The organism is Cellulosimicrobium sp. AB352 (assembly GCF_049538415.1).
Taxonomy (GTDB): Bacteria; Actinomycetota; Actinomycetes; order Actinomycetales; family Cellulomonadaceae; genus Cellulosimicrobium; species Cellulosimicrobium funkei.
In genome coordinates this window covers 97,458-113,068 of sequence record NZ_JBMVFX010000003.1, presented here as the reverse complement: position 1 = coordinate 113,068, position 15,611 = coordinate 97,458, and the positions used below count along the sequence as shown (strand labels likewise).

The 15,611-nt window shown below is 72.8% G+C and carries 13 protein-coding genes; 7 read left to right on the top strand and 6 right to left on the bottom strand.

The genetic code is table 11. The features are described from left to right. Nucleotides 1-3 precede the first annotated feature (3 nt). From ACPCUX_RS03465 to ACPCUX_RS03450, 4 genes are all read right to left on the bottom strand, one after another. Complete coding sequence (locus ACPCUX_RS03465) at nucleotides 4-1,845, bottom strand: glycoside hydrolase family 13 protein (protein WP_423388167.1); 1,842 nt, start codon at nucleotides 1,843-1,845, stop codon at nucleotides 4-6. Nucleotides 1,846-1,849: 4 nt separating this feature from the next. Further along, nucleotides 1,850-2,761, bottom strand: a complete 912-nt coding sequence (locus tag ACPCUX_RS03460) for a sugar ABC transporter permease (protein WP_043651727.1) — start codon at nucleotides 2,759-2,761, stop codon at nucleotides 1,850-1,852. Between the two features lies 1 nt (nucleotide 2,762). Beyond that, nucleotides 2,763-4,409: an ABC transporter permease subunit gene (locus ACPCUX_RS03455; RefSeq protein ID WP_423388166.1), complete on the bottom strand. Its 1,647-nt coding sequence runs from the start codon at nucleotides 4,407-4,409 to the stop codon at nucleotides 2,763-2,765. A 151-nt stretch (nucleotides 4,410-4,560) separates the two neighbouring features. Further along, nucleotides 4,561-5,793 (bottom strand): sugar ABC transporter substrate-binding protein, encoded by a 1,233-nt coding sequence (locus ACPCUX_RS03450; RefSeq protein WP_021482604.1) that lies wholly within the window; start codon nucleotides 5,791-5,793, stop codon nucleotides 4,561-4,563. Between the two features lie 264 nt (nucleotides 5,794-6,057). Between ACPCUX_RS03450 and ACPCUX_RS03445 the strand changes: the two genes are divergently transcribed. Beyond that, a complete protein-coding gene (locus tag ACPCUX_RS03445) occupies nucleotides 6,058-7,134 on the top strand; it encodes a LacI family DNA-binding transcriptional regulator (protein ID WP_415296335.1) in 1,077 nt (358 codons plus the stop codon). A gap of 182 nt (nucleotides 7,135-7,316) precedes the next feature. Then, nucleotides 7,317-9,167: a glycoside hydrolase family 13 protein gene (locus tag ACPCUX_RS03440; protein ID WP_423388165.1), complete on the top strand. Its 1,851-nt coding sequence runs from the start codon at nucleotides 7,317-7,319 to the stop codon at nucleotides 9,165-9,167. A gap of 73 nt (nucleotides 9,168-9,240) precedes the next feature. Here the strand turns inward: ACPCUX_RS03440 and dusB are convergent, their stop codons facing one another. Continuing rightward, nucleotides 9,241-10,344 (bottom strand): tRNA dihydrouridine synthase DusB, encoded by a 1,104-nt coding sequence (dusB, locus tag ACPCUX_RS03435; RefSeq protein ID WP_232422897.1) that lies wholly within the window; start codon nucleotides 10,342-10,344, stop codon nucleotides 9,241-9,243. Between the two features lie 249 nt (nucleotides 10,345-10,593). Between dusB and ACPCUX_RS03430 the strand changes: the two genes are divergently transcribed. Further along, nucleotides 10,594-10,752 carry a hypothetical protein gene (locus ACPCUX_RS03430; RefSeq protein ID WP_021483859.1) on the top strand — a complete coding sequence of 53 codons (159 nt, stop codon included), beginning with the start codon at nucleotides 10,594-10,596 and terminating at the stop codon, nucleotides 10,750-10,752. Between the two features lie 112 nt (nucleotides 10,753-10,864). On the opposite strand, the gene ACPCUX_RS03425 is transcribed toward ACPCUX_RS03430, so the two are convergent. Beyond that, nucleotides 10,865-12,268, bottom strand: coding sequence for a glycine--tRNA ligase (locus ACPCUX_RS03425; protein ID WP_043651735.1), 1,404 nt, complete (start codon nucleotides 12,266-12,268; stop codon nucleotides 10,865-10,867). A 155-nt stretch (nucleotides 12,269-12,423) separates the two neighbouring features. Between ACPCUX_RS03425 and ACPCUX_RS03420 the strand changes: the two genes are divergently transcribed. The 4 genes from ACPCUX_RS03420 to ACPCUX_RS03405 are packed head-to-tail and all read left to right on the top strand — an operon-like array spanning nucleotide 12,424 to nucleotide 15,609. Further along, nucleotides 12,424-13,428, top strand: a complete 1,005-nt coding sequence (locus ACPCUX_RS03420; protein WP_423388164.1) for a metal ABC transporter substrate-binding protein — start codon at nucleotides 12,424-12,426, stop codon at nucleotides 13,426-13,428. Continuing rightward, nucleotides 13,425-14,255: a metal ABC transporter ATP-binding protein gene (locus ACPCUX_RS03415; protein ID WP_082774215.1), complete on the top strand. Its 831-nt coding sequence runs from the start codon at nucleotides 13,425-13,427 to the stop codon at nucleotides 14,253-14,255. Before ACPCUX_RS03420 ends, ACPCUX_RS03415 begins: the two co-directional genes overlap by 4 nt. Further along, nucleotides 14,252-15,220 (top strand): metal ABC transporter permease, encoded by a 969-nt coding sequence (locus tag ACPCUX_RS03410; protein ID WP_074809730.1) that lies wholly within the window; start codon nucleotides 14,252-14,254, stop codon nucleotides 15,218-15,220. Before ACPCUX_RS03415 ends, ACPCUX_RS03410 begins: the two co-directional genes overlap by 4 nt. Then, entirely contained in the window at nucleotides 15,217-15,609 is a 393-nt protein-coding gene (locus ACPCUX_RS03405) for a Fur family transcriptional regulator (protein WP_009864106.1), read from the top strand. Before ACPCUX_RS03410 ends, ACPCUX_RS03405 begins: the two co-directional genes overlap by 4 nt. The last annotated feature ends 2 nt before the right edge of the window (nucleotides 15,610-15,611 follow it).

The window sequence follows — 15,611 nt, the reverse complement described above, 5'->3', positions numbered from 1 at the left end:
TGTCTAGGGCAGCCGCCACACCCCGACGGCCGGGCCGTCGCCCGCGAGCCGGGCGCCGCCGTCGTACGTCGTCAGGGTTAGCGCGCCGTGCACCCGCTCGAGCTCCCCACGTCCCACGAGCGCGGGGTGCAGCGTGACGCCGCCCCACGGCGCGCGCGCGAGCGCGACGAGGACACGCTCCTCAGGCGTCTCCCGGAGGTAGACGAGCGCGTCGTCGGCGACGTGCACCCAGCGCAGGCCGCCGCGGCGCAGCGCGTCCGAGCCGCGGCGCACCGCGATGAGCGCCCGGTACAGGTCGAACGTCGCGCCGTCCCAGCGCCCCTGGCCCGAGTCCGCGTCGTCCCACGGCATGGTCGCGCGCGCGTGCTCGCCGTTGAGGCCCGTGAGCCCGACCTCGTCGCCCGCGAAGACGACGGGCGTGCCCGGGTAGGTGAGCAGGAGCGTCGCCGCGACCTCGACCATCTCGCGCGAGCCGACGATCGAGCGCAGCCGCGGGGTGTCGTGCGAGCCGAGCATGTTCCACTGCGACGCGGTCACGCGCCACGGCAGCACGGCGTCGAACTCGCGCATCGTCTCGACGACCGCCGGCCCGGCCCGCCGCGGCGTGCGCACGGGCAGCCCGAGGTAGGGCACGGGCGAGTGCGCGGGAGACAGCCAGGTCCACGCCGGGCGCGTGAAGGCCGAGTAGTTCATGTTCGCGTGCCAGCCGTCGCCCGCGAGGTCACCGGACGCGTCGTGGAAGTGCTCGGCGACGAGGGCGGCCTCCGGGTTCACGCCCCGCATCGTCGTGCGCAGGCGCCGCGCGACGTCGAGCGTGCGGTCCTCGGCGCCGAAGCGCCCCGTCATGTTGGCGACGTCGATGCGCCACCCGTCGAGACCGAACGGCTCGCGCAGGTAGCGCCCGACGACGGACCCGGGCCCGTCGATCATGCGCGCCCCGAGCTCGGCCGACCCGTAGGACAACTTCGGCAGCGACGCGTGCTCGAGCCAGCCCACGTACCCGGGCTCGCCGTCGGTCCAGTAGTAGAAGTCGCGCTCCGGCGCGCCGGGGTCGGCGAGCGCCCGCGCGAACCACTCGTGCCCGGCGCCCGTGTGGTTCGTCGTGAGGTCGCCCATGACGCGCAGCCCGCGCGCGTGCGCGGCGCGGATCAGCGACGCGTACGCCGCGTCGCCGCCGAGCAGCGGGTCGACGTGGTCGAACGTGCTCGCGTCGTAGCGGTGGTTGGAGCGTCCCGGGAAGACGGGCGTCGTGTAGAGCGTCGTGACGCCGAGCGCCACGAGGTGGTCGAGCCGCTCCTCGACCCCGGCGAGGTCGCCCCCGTAGTACTGCGTGCCGACGTCGGGCCCCGCGCCGTGCGGCTCGTCGTCCCAGGCCGCGGGGACGGCCCACTCCGGCAGCGGACGCCCGTCGGCCCCGGCCGAGCGCGCGAACCGGTCGGGGAAGACCTGGTACACGACGCCGTCGCGCATCCACGCGGGCGCGCCCTCGTGGACGGTGAGGCGGAAGTCCGCGGCGTCGGGCACGTCGCGGTCCCACACCCCCCGGCCGTTGAGCCAGCGGTAGCCGCGCTCGCCCTCGTCGAGGAAGAACCGGTAGCCGGTCACCGGGTTGTGCACGAGGACCTCGGCGACGTACCAGTCCTCGTGCTCGTCCGAGCGGTCGAGGCGCGCCGGGGCGAGGCGCGGCTCGCCGTCGCGCACGGTGCGCAGCCACACGTCGCGCACGCCGGCCGACCGGGGCACGCGCACGCGGACGGGGACCGTGTCCCCGAGGGCGGGGACGCCCTCGGGGACGTACAGCGCCGAGCCGTCGTGGTGCGGGACGGGGGTGGCGACGTCGTGCACGCGGTCAGCCCTTCACGGAGCCGGCCGTGAGGCCGCCCACGATGTACTTCTGCAGGTAGAGGAACAGGGCGAGCACGGGCAGCGCCGAGATGACGGCACCGGCCGTGAAGAGGCCCCAGTTGGCCTCCTTGAGCGACGACACCCACCCGTACAGCCCGACGGCGAGGGTCCAGTTGCTCTCGGACGACAGGACGATGCGCGCGATGATGAACTCGCCGAACGTGCTGATGAACGACAGCAGCGCTACCACGGCGAGGATCGGCGCGACGAGGCGCAGGATGATCGTCCAGTAGATCTGCGTGTGGGTCGCGCCGTCGATCTTCGCGGCCTCGTCGAGCTCGCGCGGCACGGTGTTGAAGAACCCGTACATGAGGAACGTGTTCACGCCCAGGGCCCCGCCGAGGTACACCGCGACGAGCGCGATCTTGCTGTTGAGCCCGAGGACCGGCACGACGTTCCCCAGCCCGATGAGCAGCAGGAAGATCGCGACGAACGCGAGCATCTGCGGGAACATCTGGATGATCAGCAGGGACGTGAGGCCGGCGCGCCGGCCGCTGAAGCGGAACCGGGAGAACGCGTACGCCGCCGCCGCGCCCATGAGCACGGTGCCGACCGACGTCGCGACCGCGATGACGAGCGTGTTGCCCATCCACGTCCAGAACATCGTGGTGCCGAGCTGGGCGTAGTTCGCGGTGCTCACGTCGGAGAACAGCGAGTTGGAGCCGGTGAGCGTCCCGTTCTCCGACAGCGACGCCGACAGGACGTACACGAGCGGGAACGCGGCGTAGACGACGGCGATCACGCCGACGACGTGCCGCCAGCCCAGCTCGGAGAACCAGCGCCCCGGGCGCATGCGGTTCCGGGACGCCGGGACGGCGGTGCCGCCGACGACGGGGGGTGCCTGGGTGGTCGCCATGTCAGCTGATCTCCTCGAACTTGCGCGTGCTGCGGAAGGCGATGGCCGAGATCGTCCCCACGATGACGAAGATGACGATCGACAGGGCGCTCGCGAGCCCGAAGTCCTTCTGCGCCGAGCCGTCGACGCCGGAGATCGAGTACACCATCGAGATGAGGATGTCCGTGTGGCCGAGCGGCACGGACGCGTCGGCGAAGCGTGGCCCGCCCCCGGTGAGCATGTAGATCAGGGTGAAGTTGTTGAAGTTGAAGGCGAACGACGAGATGAGCAGCGGCGCGGTCGAGATGAGCAGCAGCGGCAGCGTAATCGCGCGCCACGTGGTCCAGCGGCCCGCGCCGTCGATCTTCGCGGCCTCCATGACGTCGGACGGCAGGGACTGCAGCGCGCCCGTGCAGATGAGGAACATGTAGGGGAAGCCCAGCCACAGGTTCACGCCCAGCACGGACAGCTTGGCCAGCCAGGGGTCGGTGAGCCACGGGATGTGCGCGCCGCCCAGGATCACCTCGTTGATGAACCCGAACCGCGTGTTGAGCAGCCCGGACCACAGCAGCGCCGCGAGGAAGCCCGGGATCGCGTACGGCAGGATCATGAGCGTCCGGTAGACCTTGCGACCGCGCATCCGGGTGTCGTTGAAGACGATCGCGAGGAACAGGCCGAGCAGGAACGTCGTGGCGACCGAGCCGATCGCGAACACGAACGTCCACACCAGGATCTTGACGAACGGCTGCGCGTAGCGGGCGTCCGAGAACGCGGTGACGAAGTTGTCGAACCCGACCGGGACGCGCCACCCGACCGCGAGGGTCGAGCCGTCGGGCGCCTGGAACTGGCCCTCGTCGTTCGGCGTGTAGACCGTGCCCGTCGTGGTGTCGGTCATCGTGTCCGCCGCCGCGTCCCACTCGAGGGCGGACGTGTACACGTAGCCGGTGCGGGCGTCGGTGGTGCGGATCGAGCCGTCCTCGGGGTCGTCCGAGACCGGGACGCGCAGCTCGGTCACCTCGGCCTGGCGCTGCAGCACCTGGTCGCGCGGCAGGACCGTGTACCCGGGGACCTCGGTCGCGCGGCCGTCCTCGACGGTCGCGCCGTCGACGACCGACAGCGGCCGCTCGGCCGTGCCGGCCTCGACCTCGCCGTCGTCGGTGACGACCGCGAACCCGAGCGCGTCGCCGTCCTCGACGACGGTCAGCGCGGACGACGCCGAGCCCTCGACCCGGCGCTCGTTCTGGATGAGCAGCGCGGAGACCGCCTGCTCCTTCGTCGAGTTGTGGCCCGTGCCGTAGTTGGTGAACGCCACGTAGCCCGTGTACCCGACGACGAAGATCTGGTAGACGAGCAGGAAGATCAGGCCGGGCAGGATGTACTTGAGCGGCAGGGACCGCTTCGAGAAGTACACCCAGTTGGCCGCGAGGAGCATCGCGAGCGTCGCGGCGAGGATGCCGTACGAGCCCGCCGTCCACGCCGACCAGACCACGTACACGCCGAGCGCGTCCACGACCGCCATGAGGGCGAGCTTGAAGAAGAACCCGGGCCCGTAGTCGCGCGCGTGCGAGGCGTCGCGCGGCCGCAGGCGGCGCTCGCCGCGCGGCGGCGGGCCGTCGGCTCCGGAGGTGCCGACGCGCTCGTCGCCGGCCGTGGTCTGAGGGGCGGACATCGTGGTGCCTCCGAGGTCGTCGGACGCGCGGGGTGCTGCGTCTTCTGGAGTGTCGTCGTGCTGCGTCGCGGCCCGTTCCGGGCCGGAGGTCGGGACGCGCCGTCGCGGTGCGCAGGGCTCCTGCGCACCGCGACGGCGGGCTGCACCCGGATCAGGAGTCGATCGCGCCCTGGATGTCGGCGATCATCTTGTCCCAGCTCGAGACCGGGTCGGCACCGGCGACGATCGCCGCCTCGGTGACGCCCCAGAAGCTCCACACGGAAGCCATCTCGGGGATCGACGGCATCGGCACGGCCTCGGCACCCACGGCGCGGAAGCCCGCGACGATCGGGTCGTCCGCGGCGGCGGTGTCGGCGGCGGCGGTCAGCGCCGGCGGACGGTTGCCCGCCTCGTACAGCGCGAGCTGAGCGTCCTCGGTGGACAGGAAGTTCACGAGGAAGTCGTTCGCGACGATCGCGTTGTCGCTCTCCGCGCTCAGGTAGAAGCCCTGGACGCCGACGAACGGCTGCGCGGGCTGGCCGCCCGCGGTGGGGATCGGGTCGATCGACAGGTCGAGGCCCTCGAACGAGTCGATCATCCACGGACCGCCGACGATGAACGGCGACTGGCCGTTCTTGAACGCCTCGACGGCGATGTCGTAGGTCGTGTCCTGGCTGAGCACGCCGGCCGCACCCTGGGCGCCGAGCCACTGCGCGAACGCCTGGCCCTCGGGGCCGCCCATCGCGAGCTCGGACGAGTAGCTGCCGTCCTCGTTCTGCGCGAAGACGGGGGCGCCGAACGACGTCTGGAACGGGTAGTGGGTGTACGGGTCACCCTTGTCGCCGTCCGACTGGACCAGGATCGGGAACTGCGTCCCGGCGGCCTGGCCCGCGGCCACGGCCTCGTCCCACGTGGCGGGGGCGGTCGGCGCGAGCGCGGTGTTGCGGATGAGGGCGATGTTCTCGATCGCGTAGGGCAGGCCGTAGACCTGGCCGTCCTGCGTGAACGCCTCGATGGAGACGTCCTCGAACTCGGCCGCCTTGTCGCCCAGCTCGAGCGGCGCCACGACGCCGTTCGTGGTGAGCTCGCCCAGCCAGTCGTGGGCGCCGACGGTGATGTCGGGGCCCTCGCCCGTCGGGACCTGGGCGAGGAAGTCCGCCCGGATGTCCTCGAAGTTCTTGAGCACGACGTCGACCGTCGTGCCCGTCTCGGTCTCGAACGACTCGGCCGCCGCGGTCACGGCGTCCTGACGGGTCTCGTCGACCCAGACGGTCAGCGAGCCACCGGCGGACGAACCCTCGGCGCTCGGCTCGTCGGTGGTCTCGTCGCCCGAGCCGCCGGACGAGCAGGCGGTCAGCGCCAGCGTCGTGGTCAGCGCGGCGGCAAGAAGGATGCTCCGTCGCATCAGTGGTCACTCCAAGCGTGTCGTGATGGGCGGCCCGCTCCGGCGTTGGCACCGGCGCCGGACCCTGATGGGCACGACGGTAGAGCGGGAGGTGGCACAGGTGCAAGTCGTTGCGGTAACTTTCATGCAACGCTTTGCAGGGCGTCGACCGGCGCCCACCCGCCTCCTCCGGTCGACGGGTCCGCGCGCCTCCGCACAGGGGATCGCGGCTCGCCGACCGGACGACCAGGACGAGGAGGTCCGGTGTCCCCTACGCTGCCCCATGTGCGTACCCGTCTCAGTGATCTCGCCGCTCAGGCAGGCGTCTCCACGGCGACGGTCTCGCGCGTCCTCAACGGGAAGCCCGGCGTCGCGAGCGAGACCCGCCAGGCGGTGCTCGCCGCGCTCGACGTGCTGGGCTACGAGCGACCGTCGACGCTGCGCACCCGCTCCGCCGGCCTCGTCGGCCTCGTCGTCCCCGAGCTGACGAACCCCGTCTTCCCTGCGTTCGCCCAGACGATCGAGTCGCTCCTGTCCGAGCACGGGTACACGCCGCTGCTGTGCACGCAGTCGCCGGGCGGGACCACGGAGGACGACTACGTCGACATGCTCATGGACCACGCGGTCGACGGCATCGTCTTCGTCTCCGGCCTGCACGCGGACACCCAGGCGAGCCACGAGCGCTACGAGCGGCTGCGCAGCCGGGGCATCCCGATCGTCCTGGTCAACGGCTTCGCCGAGGGCATCGACGCCCCGTTCGTCTCGCCCGACGACGTCGCGAGCGTCGAGCTCTCGGTGCGGCACCTCGTCTCGCTCGGGCACCGCAGCGTCGGCCTCGCGATCGGCCCCGACCGCTTCGTCCCCGCGCGGCGCAAGCTCGCGAGCTTCGCCGAGTCGCTCGTGCGGCACGGTCTCGTCGCCGACGAGGCAGAGGTTGCCCAGCACGTCGTCGTGACGCTCTACACCGTCGAGGGCGGCCAGGCCGCGGGCGGCGAGCTCATCGACTCGGGCCACACCGCGATCGTCTGCGGCTCCGACCTCATGGCGCTCGGCGCCATCCGCGCAGCGCGCTCGCGCGGGCTGCGCGTGCCGCAGGACGTCTCGGTGCTCGGCTACGACGACTCGCCCCTCATCGCCTTCACCGACCCGCCGCTCACCACGGTGCGCCAGCCCGTGAGCGCCATGGCGCACGCCGCCGTGAGCGCGCTGCTCACGGAGATCGCGGGCGAGCGTGCACCGCGGACCGAGCTCCTCTTCCAGCCGGAGCTCATCGTCCGCGACTCGACCGGGGCCGCCCCGGCCCGCGCGGCGTCCGCGACGGACGCGAGCACGGTCGCCGCGGCGGGCTCGCCGACCGCCTGAGACCGGCGCCCCGGAAGTCCACGCACCTCGCTGCGGGCATCCGCCGACCCCTCGTCGGCACCGCACCGCAAGCGCTTACACTCGACGGAGGGTCGGCGACACCCCGCTCCGCCAGCCGAGTGACCACCACCGGAAGATCCCCTGAAAACCCCAGCACCACGTACGTGAGGACCGACAGCTCGATGACTCGTATCGATTCGACGCCGACCGCCGCGACCAGCACCGGGCTGGCCACCGCCCCGGCGCCCTTCAGCACGGGCGCGCTCGTGCACACCGGGCCGGGCGAGGCCCCCGAGTGGTGGCGCGACGCCGTCATCTACCAGGTGTACCCGCGCTCCTTCGCGGACGGCGACGGCGACGGCGTCGGCGACCTGCCCGGCATCACCTCGAAGCTCGACCACCTCGCCGAGCTCGGGGTCGACGCCGTCTGGCTGAGCCCGTTCTACCGCTCGCCCCAGAAGGACGCGGGCTACGACGTCGCGGACTACCGCGACGTGGACCCGCTGTTCGGCACGCTCGCGGACTTCGACGAGCTCCTCGCCCAGGCGCACGCGCGCGGCATCCGGATCATCGTCGACCTCGTCCCGAACCACACGTCGGACCAGCACGCCTGGTTCCAGGCGGCGCTCGCGTCGCCCGAGGGCTCGCCGGAGCGCGCGCGGTACATCTTCCGCGAGGGCGAGGGCGAGCACGGCGAGCTGCCCCCGAACAACTGGCAGTCCATCTTCGGCGGCCCCGCGTGGACCCGCGTCACGGCCGGTGCGAACGCGCGCCCCGTGACCGGCGCCGAGGGCGAGACGCCCGGGCAGTGGTACCTGCACCTCTTCGACTCGACCCAGCCCGACCTCGCGTGGGACAACCCGGAGGTCCGCGAGGAGTTCGAGCAGGTCCTGCGCTTCTGGCTCGACAAGGGCGTGGACGGGTTCCGCGTCGACGTCGCGCACGGCATGATCAAGGCCGACGGCCTGCCCGACTGGGACGGCACCGTCTCGATGGTCGAGGGCACCGAGGCCGCCGACGGCGAGGAGGGCACCGACCCGGGCGCCCCCGAGGACGGCTCGACGGGCGCCGGGAACTCCGGCCCGATGTTCGACCAGGACGGCGTCCACGAGATCTACCGCGCGTGGCACCGCGTCCTCGCCGAGTACGACGGCGACCGTGCGCTCGTCGCCGAGGCGTGGGTCGAGCCGCTCTCGCGCCTCGCGCGCTACGTGCGCCCGGACGAGATGCACCAGGCGTTCAACTTCTCGTTCCTCACCACCGGCTGGGACGCCGCGCCGCTGCGCACCGTGATCGCGGCGTCGCTGCACGCGAACGACGAGGTCGGCGCGCCCACGACGTGGGTCCTGTCGAACCACGACGTCGTGCGCCACGCGTCGCGCCTCGGCCTGGCCGACCCGGGCCTGCGCCCCAACGGCATCTTCGCCCACGACCCGCAGCCCGACGAGGAGCTCGGCCTGCGCCGTGCGCGCGCCGCGTCGCTGCTCATGCTCGGCCTGCCCGGGTCGTCGTATCTCTACCAGGGCGAGGAGCTCGGCCTCCCCGAGCACACCGCCCTGCCCGACGACGTCCGTGAGGATCCGGCGTTCTTCCGCACCCAGGGCGCCGAGGCGGGCCGCGACGGCTGCCGCATCCCTCTCCCCTGGCGCGCCGACGCCGAGGGCTTCGGGTTCGGGCCGTCCGGCAAGACCTGGCTCCCCCAGCCGCAGTCGTACGGCCGCTACGCCGCGGACGTCCAGCGCGACGTCGAGGGCTCGACCTACGAGACGTACCGCACGGCCCTCGCCACGCGTCGCGCGGAGCGTCTGGGCGCGGGCACGCTCGCGTGGGTCGAGGAGTTCGCCGGCTCGGCGGACGTCGTCGCCTTCCGCAACCGCGACGTCGTCGTGCTCGCGAACCTGGGCGCCGAGCCCGTGGTCCTGCCGCACGGCGCGGAGGTCCTCGTGGCCTCCGGCCCGGTCCTGACCGACCGCTCCGCGGACCCGCAGGTCCGCGTCCCGTCCGACACGACCGTCTGGCTGCGCGCGCACTGACCGACGCCGCCGCGTCGTGCTTCTCGTCCCGTCGGCGCAGGGCAGCGCGGAGCGGTCGGCGAGGAGGCGGCGCTCAGCCGCCGGAGACGCTCAGCTCGGCCTCGCGCAGGCGCTCCTCGTGCTCGGCGTCGAGCTCGCGCGAGTCGAGCCAGCCGTACGGCAGGTGCGGCGTCTTGGGCGACCCGGCCCGGCCGCGCTGACCCTCCGCGGCCTCGCCGGGGTAGGGCGCGTCCTGGTCGAGGTCGCCGAGCAGCGCGCGCAGCTCGGCGAGCGTCGAGACCATCGCGAGCGCGCGGCGCGCGTCGCCGCCCACCGCGTAGCCCTTGAGGTACCAGGCCATGTGCTTGCGCAGGTCGCGCATGCCCTTGCCCTCGTCGCCGTCGAAGTACTCGATCATGAGCTCGCCGTGGCGGTAGATCGTGCCCGCCACCTCGCGCAGCCCGGGGCGCACGCGCTCCGGGCGGCCCGCGAACGCCGCGGCGAGGTCGGCGAACAGCCACGGCCGGCCCTGGCACCCGCGCCCGACGACGACGCCGTCGCACCCGGTCTCGCGCACCATGCGCACGGCGTCCTCGGCCGACCAGATGTCGCCGTTGCCGAGCACCGGCACGCTCGTCACGGCCTCCTTGAGACGCGCGATCGCGGACCAGTCGGCCGTGCCGGAGTAGTGCTCGGCGGCGGTGCGCGCGTGCAACGCGACGGCGGCGACGCCCAGGCCCTCCGCGATGCGGCCCGCCTCGAGGTACGTGAGGTGGTCGTCGTCGATGCCCTTGCGCATCTTCACGGTCACGGGGACCCCGTACGGGCGGGCGGCCTCGACCGCGCCCTGCACGATCGCGGTGAACAGGTCGCGCTTCCAGGGCAGCGCCGCTCCCCCGCCCTTGCGCGTGACCTTGGGCACCGGGCAGCCGAAGTTCAGGTCGACGTGGTCGGCGCGGTCCTCGGCGACGATGATGCGCACGGCCTCGCGGACGGTCGCGGGGTCCACGCCGTACACCTGCGCGGACCGCGGCGTCTCGTCGGCGCCGAACGTCACGATGCGCAGCGCCTCGGGGTTGCGCTCGACGAGCGCGCGGCTGGTGACCATCTCGGCGACGTACAGGCCGGGGTCGTCGCCGCCGGACGCGCCGGCCTCGCGGCACAGCGTGCGGAACGCGCGGTTCGTGACGCCGGCCATCGGGGCGAGGACCACCGGCGTCCGGACGACGATCGGGCCGATCCGCAGCGGCGCCACGAGCGGACCGGTCCCCGGGTCGGGGCGGTCGGTCGTCGTGCTGAGGGCAGGAGCGGGTGCAGTCACGCGCTCCATTGTCCCACCCGGCTCCCGCTGCACGACGAGCCCCGTTTCGACGAGCGAGCAGCGGAGGGTCGTGGCAGTGTTGAGGAGGTCCGGCAATCCAGGCCGGACACGGACGAAAGGGACGACATGCCTCTCTGGCTCATCCTGGTCATCGTCGGCGCCGTGCTCCTCATCCTCGGCGTCGCCATCGAGGCCGCGAAGATCCTCATCTGGATCGGCATCATCGTGCTCGTCGTGAGCCTGGTGATCGGCCTGCTCAACAGGGCTAAGGGGGCGGCCCGCTAGCGCGAGGCCGCTGGGGGCGACGCGTCCCGACGAGACGCGACAGGAGGGGCGGGACCGTACGGTACCGCCCCTCCTGCGTTGCCCGGCGCCGGTGCGCCGGGCCGGTGACGCGTCAGGCGCCGAGCAGGTGCCCGGCGAGGTACTCGGTGACCTTGTCGAGCGCGACGCGCTCCTGGCTCATCGAGTCGCGGTGGCGGATCGTCACGGCCTGGTCGTCGAGCGTGTCGAAGTCGACCGTGATGCAGAACGGCGTGCCGATCTCGTCCTGGCGGCGGTACCGGCGGCCGATGGCGCCGGCGTCGTCGAAGTCGACGTTCCAGTACTTGCGGAGCTCGGTCGCGAGGTCCTTCGCCTTGGGCGAGAGCTGCTCGTTGCGGCTCAGCGGGAGCACGGCGGCCTTGACCGGCGCGAGGCGGTGGTCGAGGCGCAGGACCGTGCGCGTGTCCACGCCGCCCTTCGCGTTCGGCGCCTCGTCCTCGGTGTACGCCTCGACGAGGAACGCCATGAGCGAGCGCGTGAGACCCGCGGCCGGCTCGATGACGTAGGGCACCCAGCGCTCGTTCTTCGTCTGGTCGAAGTACGACAGGTCCTTGCCGGAGTGCTCCGCGTGCGTCTTGAGGTCGAAGTCGGTGCGGTTCGCGATGCCCTCGAGCTCGCCCCACTCCGAGCCGGAGAAGCCGAAGCGGTACTCGATGTCGACCGTGCGGGTCGAGTAGTGCGAGAGCTTCTCCTGCGGGTGCTCGTACAGGCGCAAGTTGTCGCGCGCGATACCGAGGTCCACGTACCAGTCGGTGCGCGTGTCGATCCAGTACTGGTGCCACTCGGCGTCCGTGCCGGGCTCGACGAAGAACTCCATCTCCATCTGCTCGAACTCGCGCGTGCGGAAGATGAAGTTGCCCGGCGTGATCTCGTTGCGGAACGACTTGCCGATCTGGCCGATGCCGAACGGCGGCTTCTTGCGGCTCGCCCCCATGACGTTGGCGAAGTTCACGAAGATGCCCTGCGCGGTCTCGGGGCGCAGGTAGTGCAGGCCCGACTCGTCCTCGACGGGGCCGAGGTGCGTCTTGAGCATCATGTTGAAGTCGCGCGGCTCGGTCCACTGCCCGCGCGTGCCGCAGTTCGGGCAGACGATCTCGGCGAGGCCGCCCTCGGGCGCGCGGCCCTTCTTCTCCTCGAACTCCTCGATCATCTGGTCCTCGCGGAACCGCTTGTGGCAGTGCAGGCACTCCGTCAGCGGGTCGGTGAAGACGCCCACGTGGCCCGACGCGACCCACACCTGGCGCGGCAGGATCACGGACGAGTCGAGGCCCACGACGTCGTCACGGCTCGTGACCATCGCGCGCCACCACTGCTTCTTGATGTTCTCCTTGAGCTCGGTGCCCAGGGGCCCGTAGTCCCACGCGGAGCGGGTGCCGCCGTAGATCTCGCCCGAGGGGAAGACGAACCCGCGCCGCTTGGCGAGGGAGACGACGGCGTCGAGACGGGCGGTGGGTGAGGGCGCTGCGGCCACGGACATCACTCCTGGTGCTCACGGCCCCGCACGTGGCTCGTGGGGGCTGGACGGGTGGGCGACGCCCGCACGGGCGCCGACCGACCAGCGTACCCGGCCGTGACCCGGCTCACCGGGAACGGTTTTGACATTCATTCTCAAGAAGGCGGACACTGGTGGTCATGCACCGCTCCCCTGCCCGGCGCCGTCGCGCCCTCGCCACCACCGCCGCCCTCGCCACGGCCGCGCTCGTCGCGGCGTGCTCCCCCGGCGACTCCCCCGGGGACGGCGGCTCGGGAGGAGGAGGCGGCGACGACGGCCGGCTCCAGGTGCTCGCGTCGTTCTACCCGCTCCAGTACGTCGTCGAGCAGGTCGGCGGGGAGCACGTCGACGTCGCGAACCTCACGCCGCCCGCGGCCGAGCCGCACGACCTCGAGCTCGCGCCCGCGCAGGTCCGCTCGATCGGCGACGCCGACCTCGTCGTCTACCTCTCGGGGTTCCAGCCCGCGGTCGACGAGGGCATCGAGCAGCGCGCCCCCGAGCACGTGGTCGACGCCGCGGCGTCGGCCGGGCTCGAGGAGCACCCCGGCGGCGAGGGCGAGCACGCCGACGAGACCGCGGAGGAGCACGCCGAGCACGCGGACGAGTCCGGCGACGGTCACGACCACGGCCCCACGGACCCGCACTTCTGGCTCGACCCGACACGCCTGGCTGCCGTGGGCGACGCCGTCGCCGACGAGCTCTCCGCGATCGACCCCGACCACGCCGACGACTACGCGGCCGGTGCCGCCGCCCTCACCGCGGACCTCGACGACCTGGACGCCGAGTTCGCCGGGGCGCTCGCCCCGTGCGCGGGCGCGACGCTCGTCACCTCCCACGAGGCCTTCGGCTACCTCGCAGAGCGCTACGACCTGCACCAGGTCGGGATCTCCGGGATCGACCCCGAGGCAGAGCCCTCCCCTGCGCGCCTGCGCGAGGTGGGCGAGGTCGTCCGGGAGAACGGCGTGACCACGCTCTTCTTCGAGACGCTCGTCAGCCCCAAGGTGACCCAGACGCTCGCCGACGACCTCGGCGTCCGGACCGCGCTGCTCGACCCGCTCGAGAGCCTCGCGGAGGGCGCGACGGACTACCGTGAGGTCATGGAGTCCAACCTCGAGGCGCTCACGTCCGGCCTCGCGTGCGCATGACGGACGCACCGGAGCTGATCGCCGCGCGGGACGTCCACGTGACCCTCGGCGGGAGCGAGATCCTGCGCGGCATCGACCTCTCGGTCCGCGCGGGCGAGGTCGTCTCGCTCCTCGGCGCGAACGGCTCGGGCAAGTCGACGCTGGTCCGCGCGCTCGTCGGGATCGTGCCGCTCTCCCGCGGCTCCGTCGACCTGTTCGGCGCCCCGCTCGGCCCGCGGCTGCCGTGGCGGCGGCTCGGCTACGTGCCGCAACGCGTGAGCGCGCCCTCGGGCATGCCGTCCACCGCGTCGGAGGTCGTCGCGTCCGGGCTCCTCGGCGGGGGCCGCCTCCGGCTCCCGCGCGGGTGGCGCGACCGCACGGTCGAGGCGCTCGAGCTCGTGGGCCTCGCGGACCGCGCCGACGACTCGACGGCCGAGCTCTCGGGCGGGCAGCAGCAGCGCGTGCTCATCGCGCGCGCCCTCGTGCGCCGGCCCGACCTGCTCGTGCTCGACGAGCCCGTCGCGGGCGTCGACAAGCCGAGCCAGGAGGCGTTCGCCGCGACGATGACGCGGCTCGTGGGCGACGGCCTCACGGTCCTCGTGGTGCTCCACGAGCTCGGGGCGCTCGCCCCGCTCGTCGAGCGTGCGGTCGTCCTGCGCCACGGGCGCGTCGTGCACGACGGCGCCCCGCCCCGCGCGTCGTCCACGCACGCGGGCGCGACGCACCAGCACCTGCACCCGCACGAGCCCGTGGACGGCGACAACCGCCCCGCGGGCCCGGAGACGGGCCTCACCGACACCCTGAACCCCGACCTCTCCGCAGGCCACGCACCCAGGACGGCCTCATGACCACCCTGTTCTCCGAGATCTCCCTGCTGCTCACCGACCCGCTCATGCAGCGCGCCCTCCTCGCGGCGCTGCTCGTCGGCGTCAGCGCCCCCGTCGTCGGCACGTACCTCGTGCAGCGCAAGCTCTCGCTGCTCGGCGACGGCATCGGGCACGTCGCGCTCACCGGCGTCGCGCTCGGGTGGCTCGTCGGCGCGGCGATGGGCGTCGTGCCGAACGACGCGCTCGCGATCCCCGGCGCGGTCGTCGCGGCGGTGCTCGGCGCGGTCGCGATCGAGGTCGTGCGCGAGCGGGGCCGCACGAGCGGTGACCTCGCGCTCGCGCTCCTCTTCTACGGCGGCATCGCGGGCGGCGTCCTGCTCATCGGCCTCGCGGGCGGTTCCTCCGGCAGCCTCATGCAGTACCTGTTCGGCTCGATCTCGACGGTGACGTCGTCGGACCTCGTCCTCACGGTCGTCCTCAGCGCGGTGATCCTGCTCGTCGGCGTCGGCCTGCGGGCCGCGCTGTTCTCGGTGAGCCACGACGAGGAGTTCGCGCGCGCGTCGGGCCTGCCCGTGCGCACGCTGAACATCGCCGTCGCCGTCGTCGCCGCGCTCACCGTGACCGTGTCGATGCGGGTCGTCGGGCTGCTGCTCGTCAGCGCCCTCATGATCGTGCCCGTCGCGGTCGCCCAGCTCGTCACCCGCTCGTTCCGCCGCACGATGCTCGTCGCGTCGGTCGTCGGGGTGGTCGTGTGCGTCGTCGGGCTGTCCTTCACGTACTGGAAGAACGTCTCGCCGGGTGCGACGATCGTCGTCCTCGCGATCGCGACGTACCTCGTCGTCGCCGTCCTGCGACCCCTGTGGGTCCGCCGGCGGCCGCGCGTCGCGCGGGACCCGCACCCGGACATCCCCGACGACGTCGAGCTCGACCTCGTACCCTCGGGGTCGACCCACCGCACCACCGGAGGTGACCCGTGCAGCGCATGACCCGCCAGCGCGCCGCCGTCTCGGACGCGCTGGAGGACCTGGAGGACTTCCGCAGCGCGCAGCAGCTCCACGAGATCCTGCGCACGCGCGGCGACAACGTGGGGCTCGCGACCGTCTACCGCACGCTGCAGAGCCTCGCGGACGGCGGCGACGTGGACGTGCTGCGCACCGAGGAGGGCGAGAACCTCTACCGCCGGTGCGAGCGCCGCGAGCACCACCACCACCTCGTGTGCCGGGCGTGCGGCCGGACCGTCGAGATCGACGGCCCGACGGTCGAGGCCTGGGCCAACCAGGTCGGCACCTCGCACGGGTTCGTCGACATCCAGCACACCATCGAGCTGTTCGGCACGTGCGCGGGCTGCGCGCGGGCCACCGCCGTCCAGGACTGAGC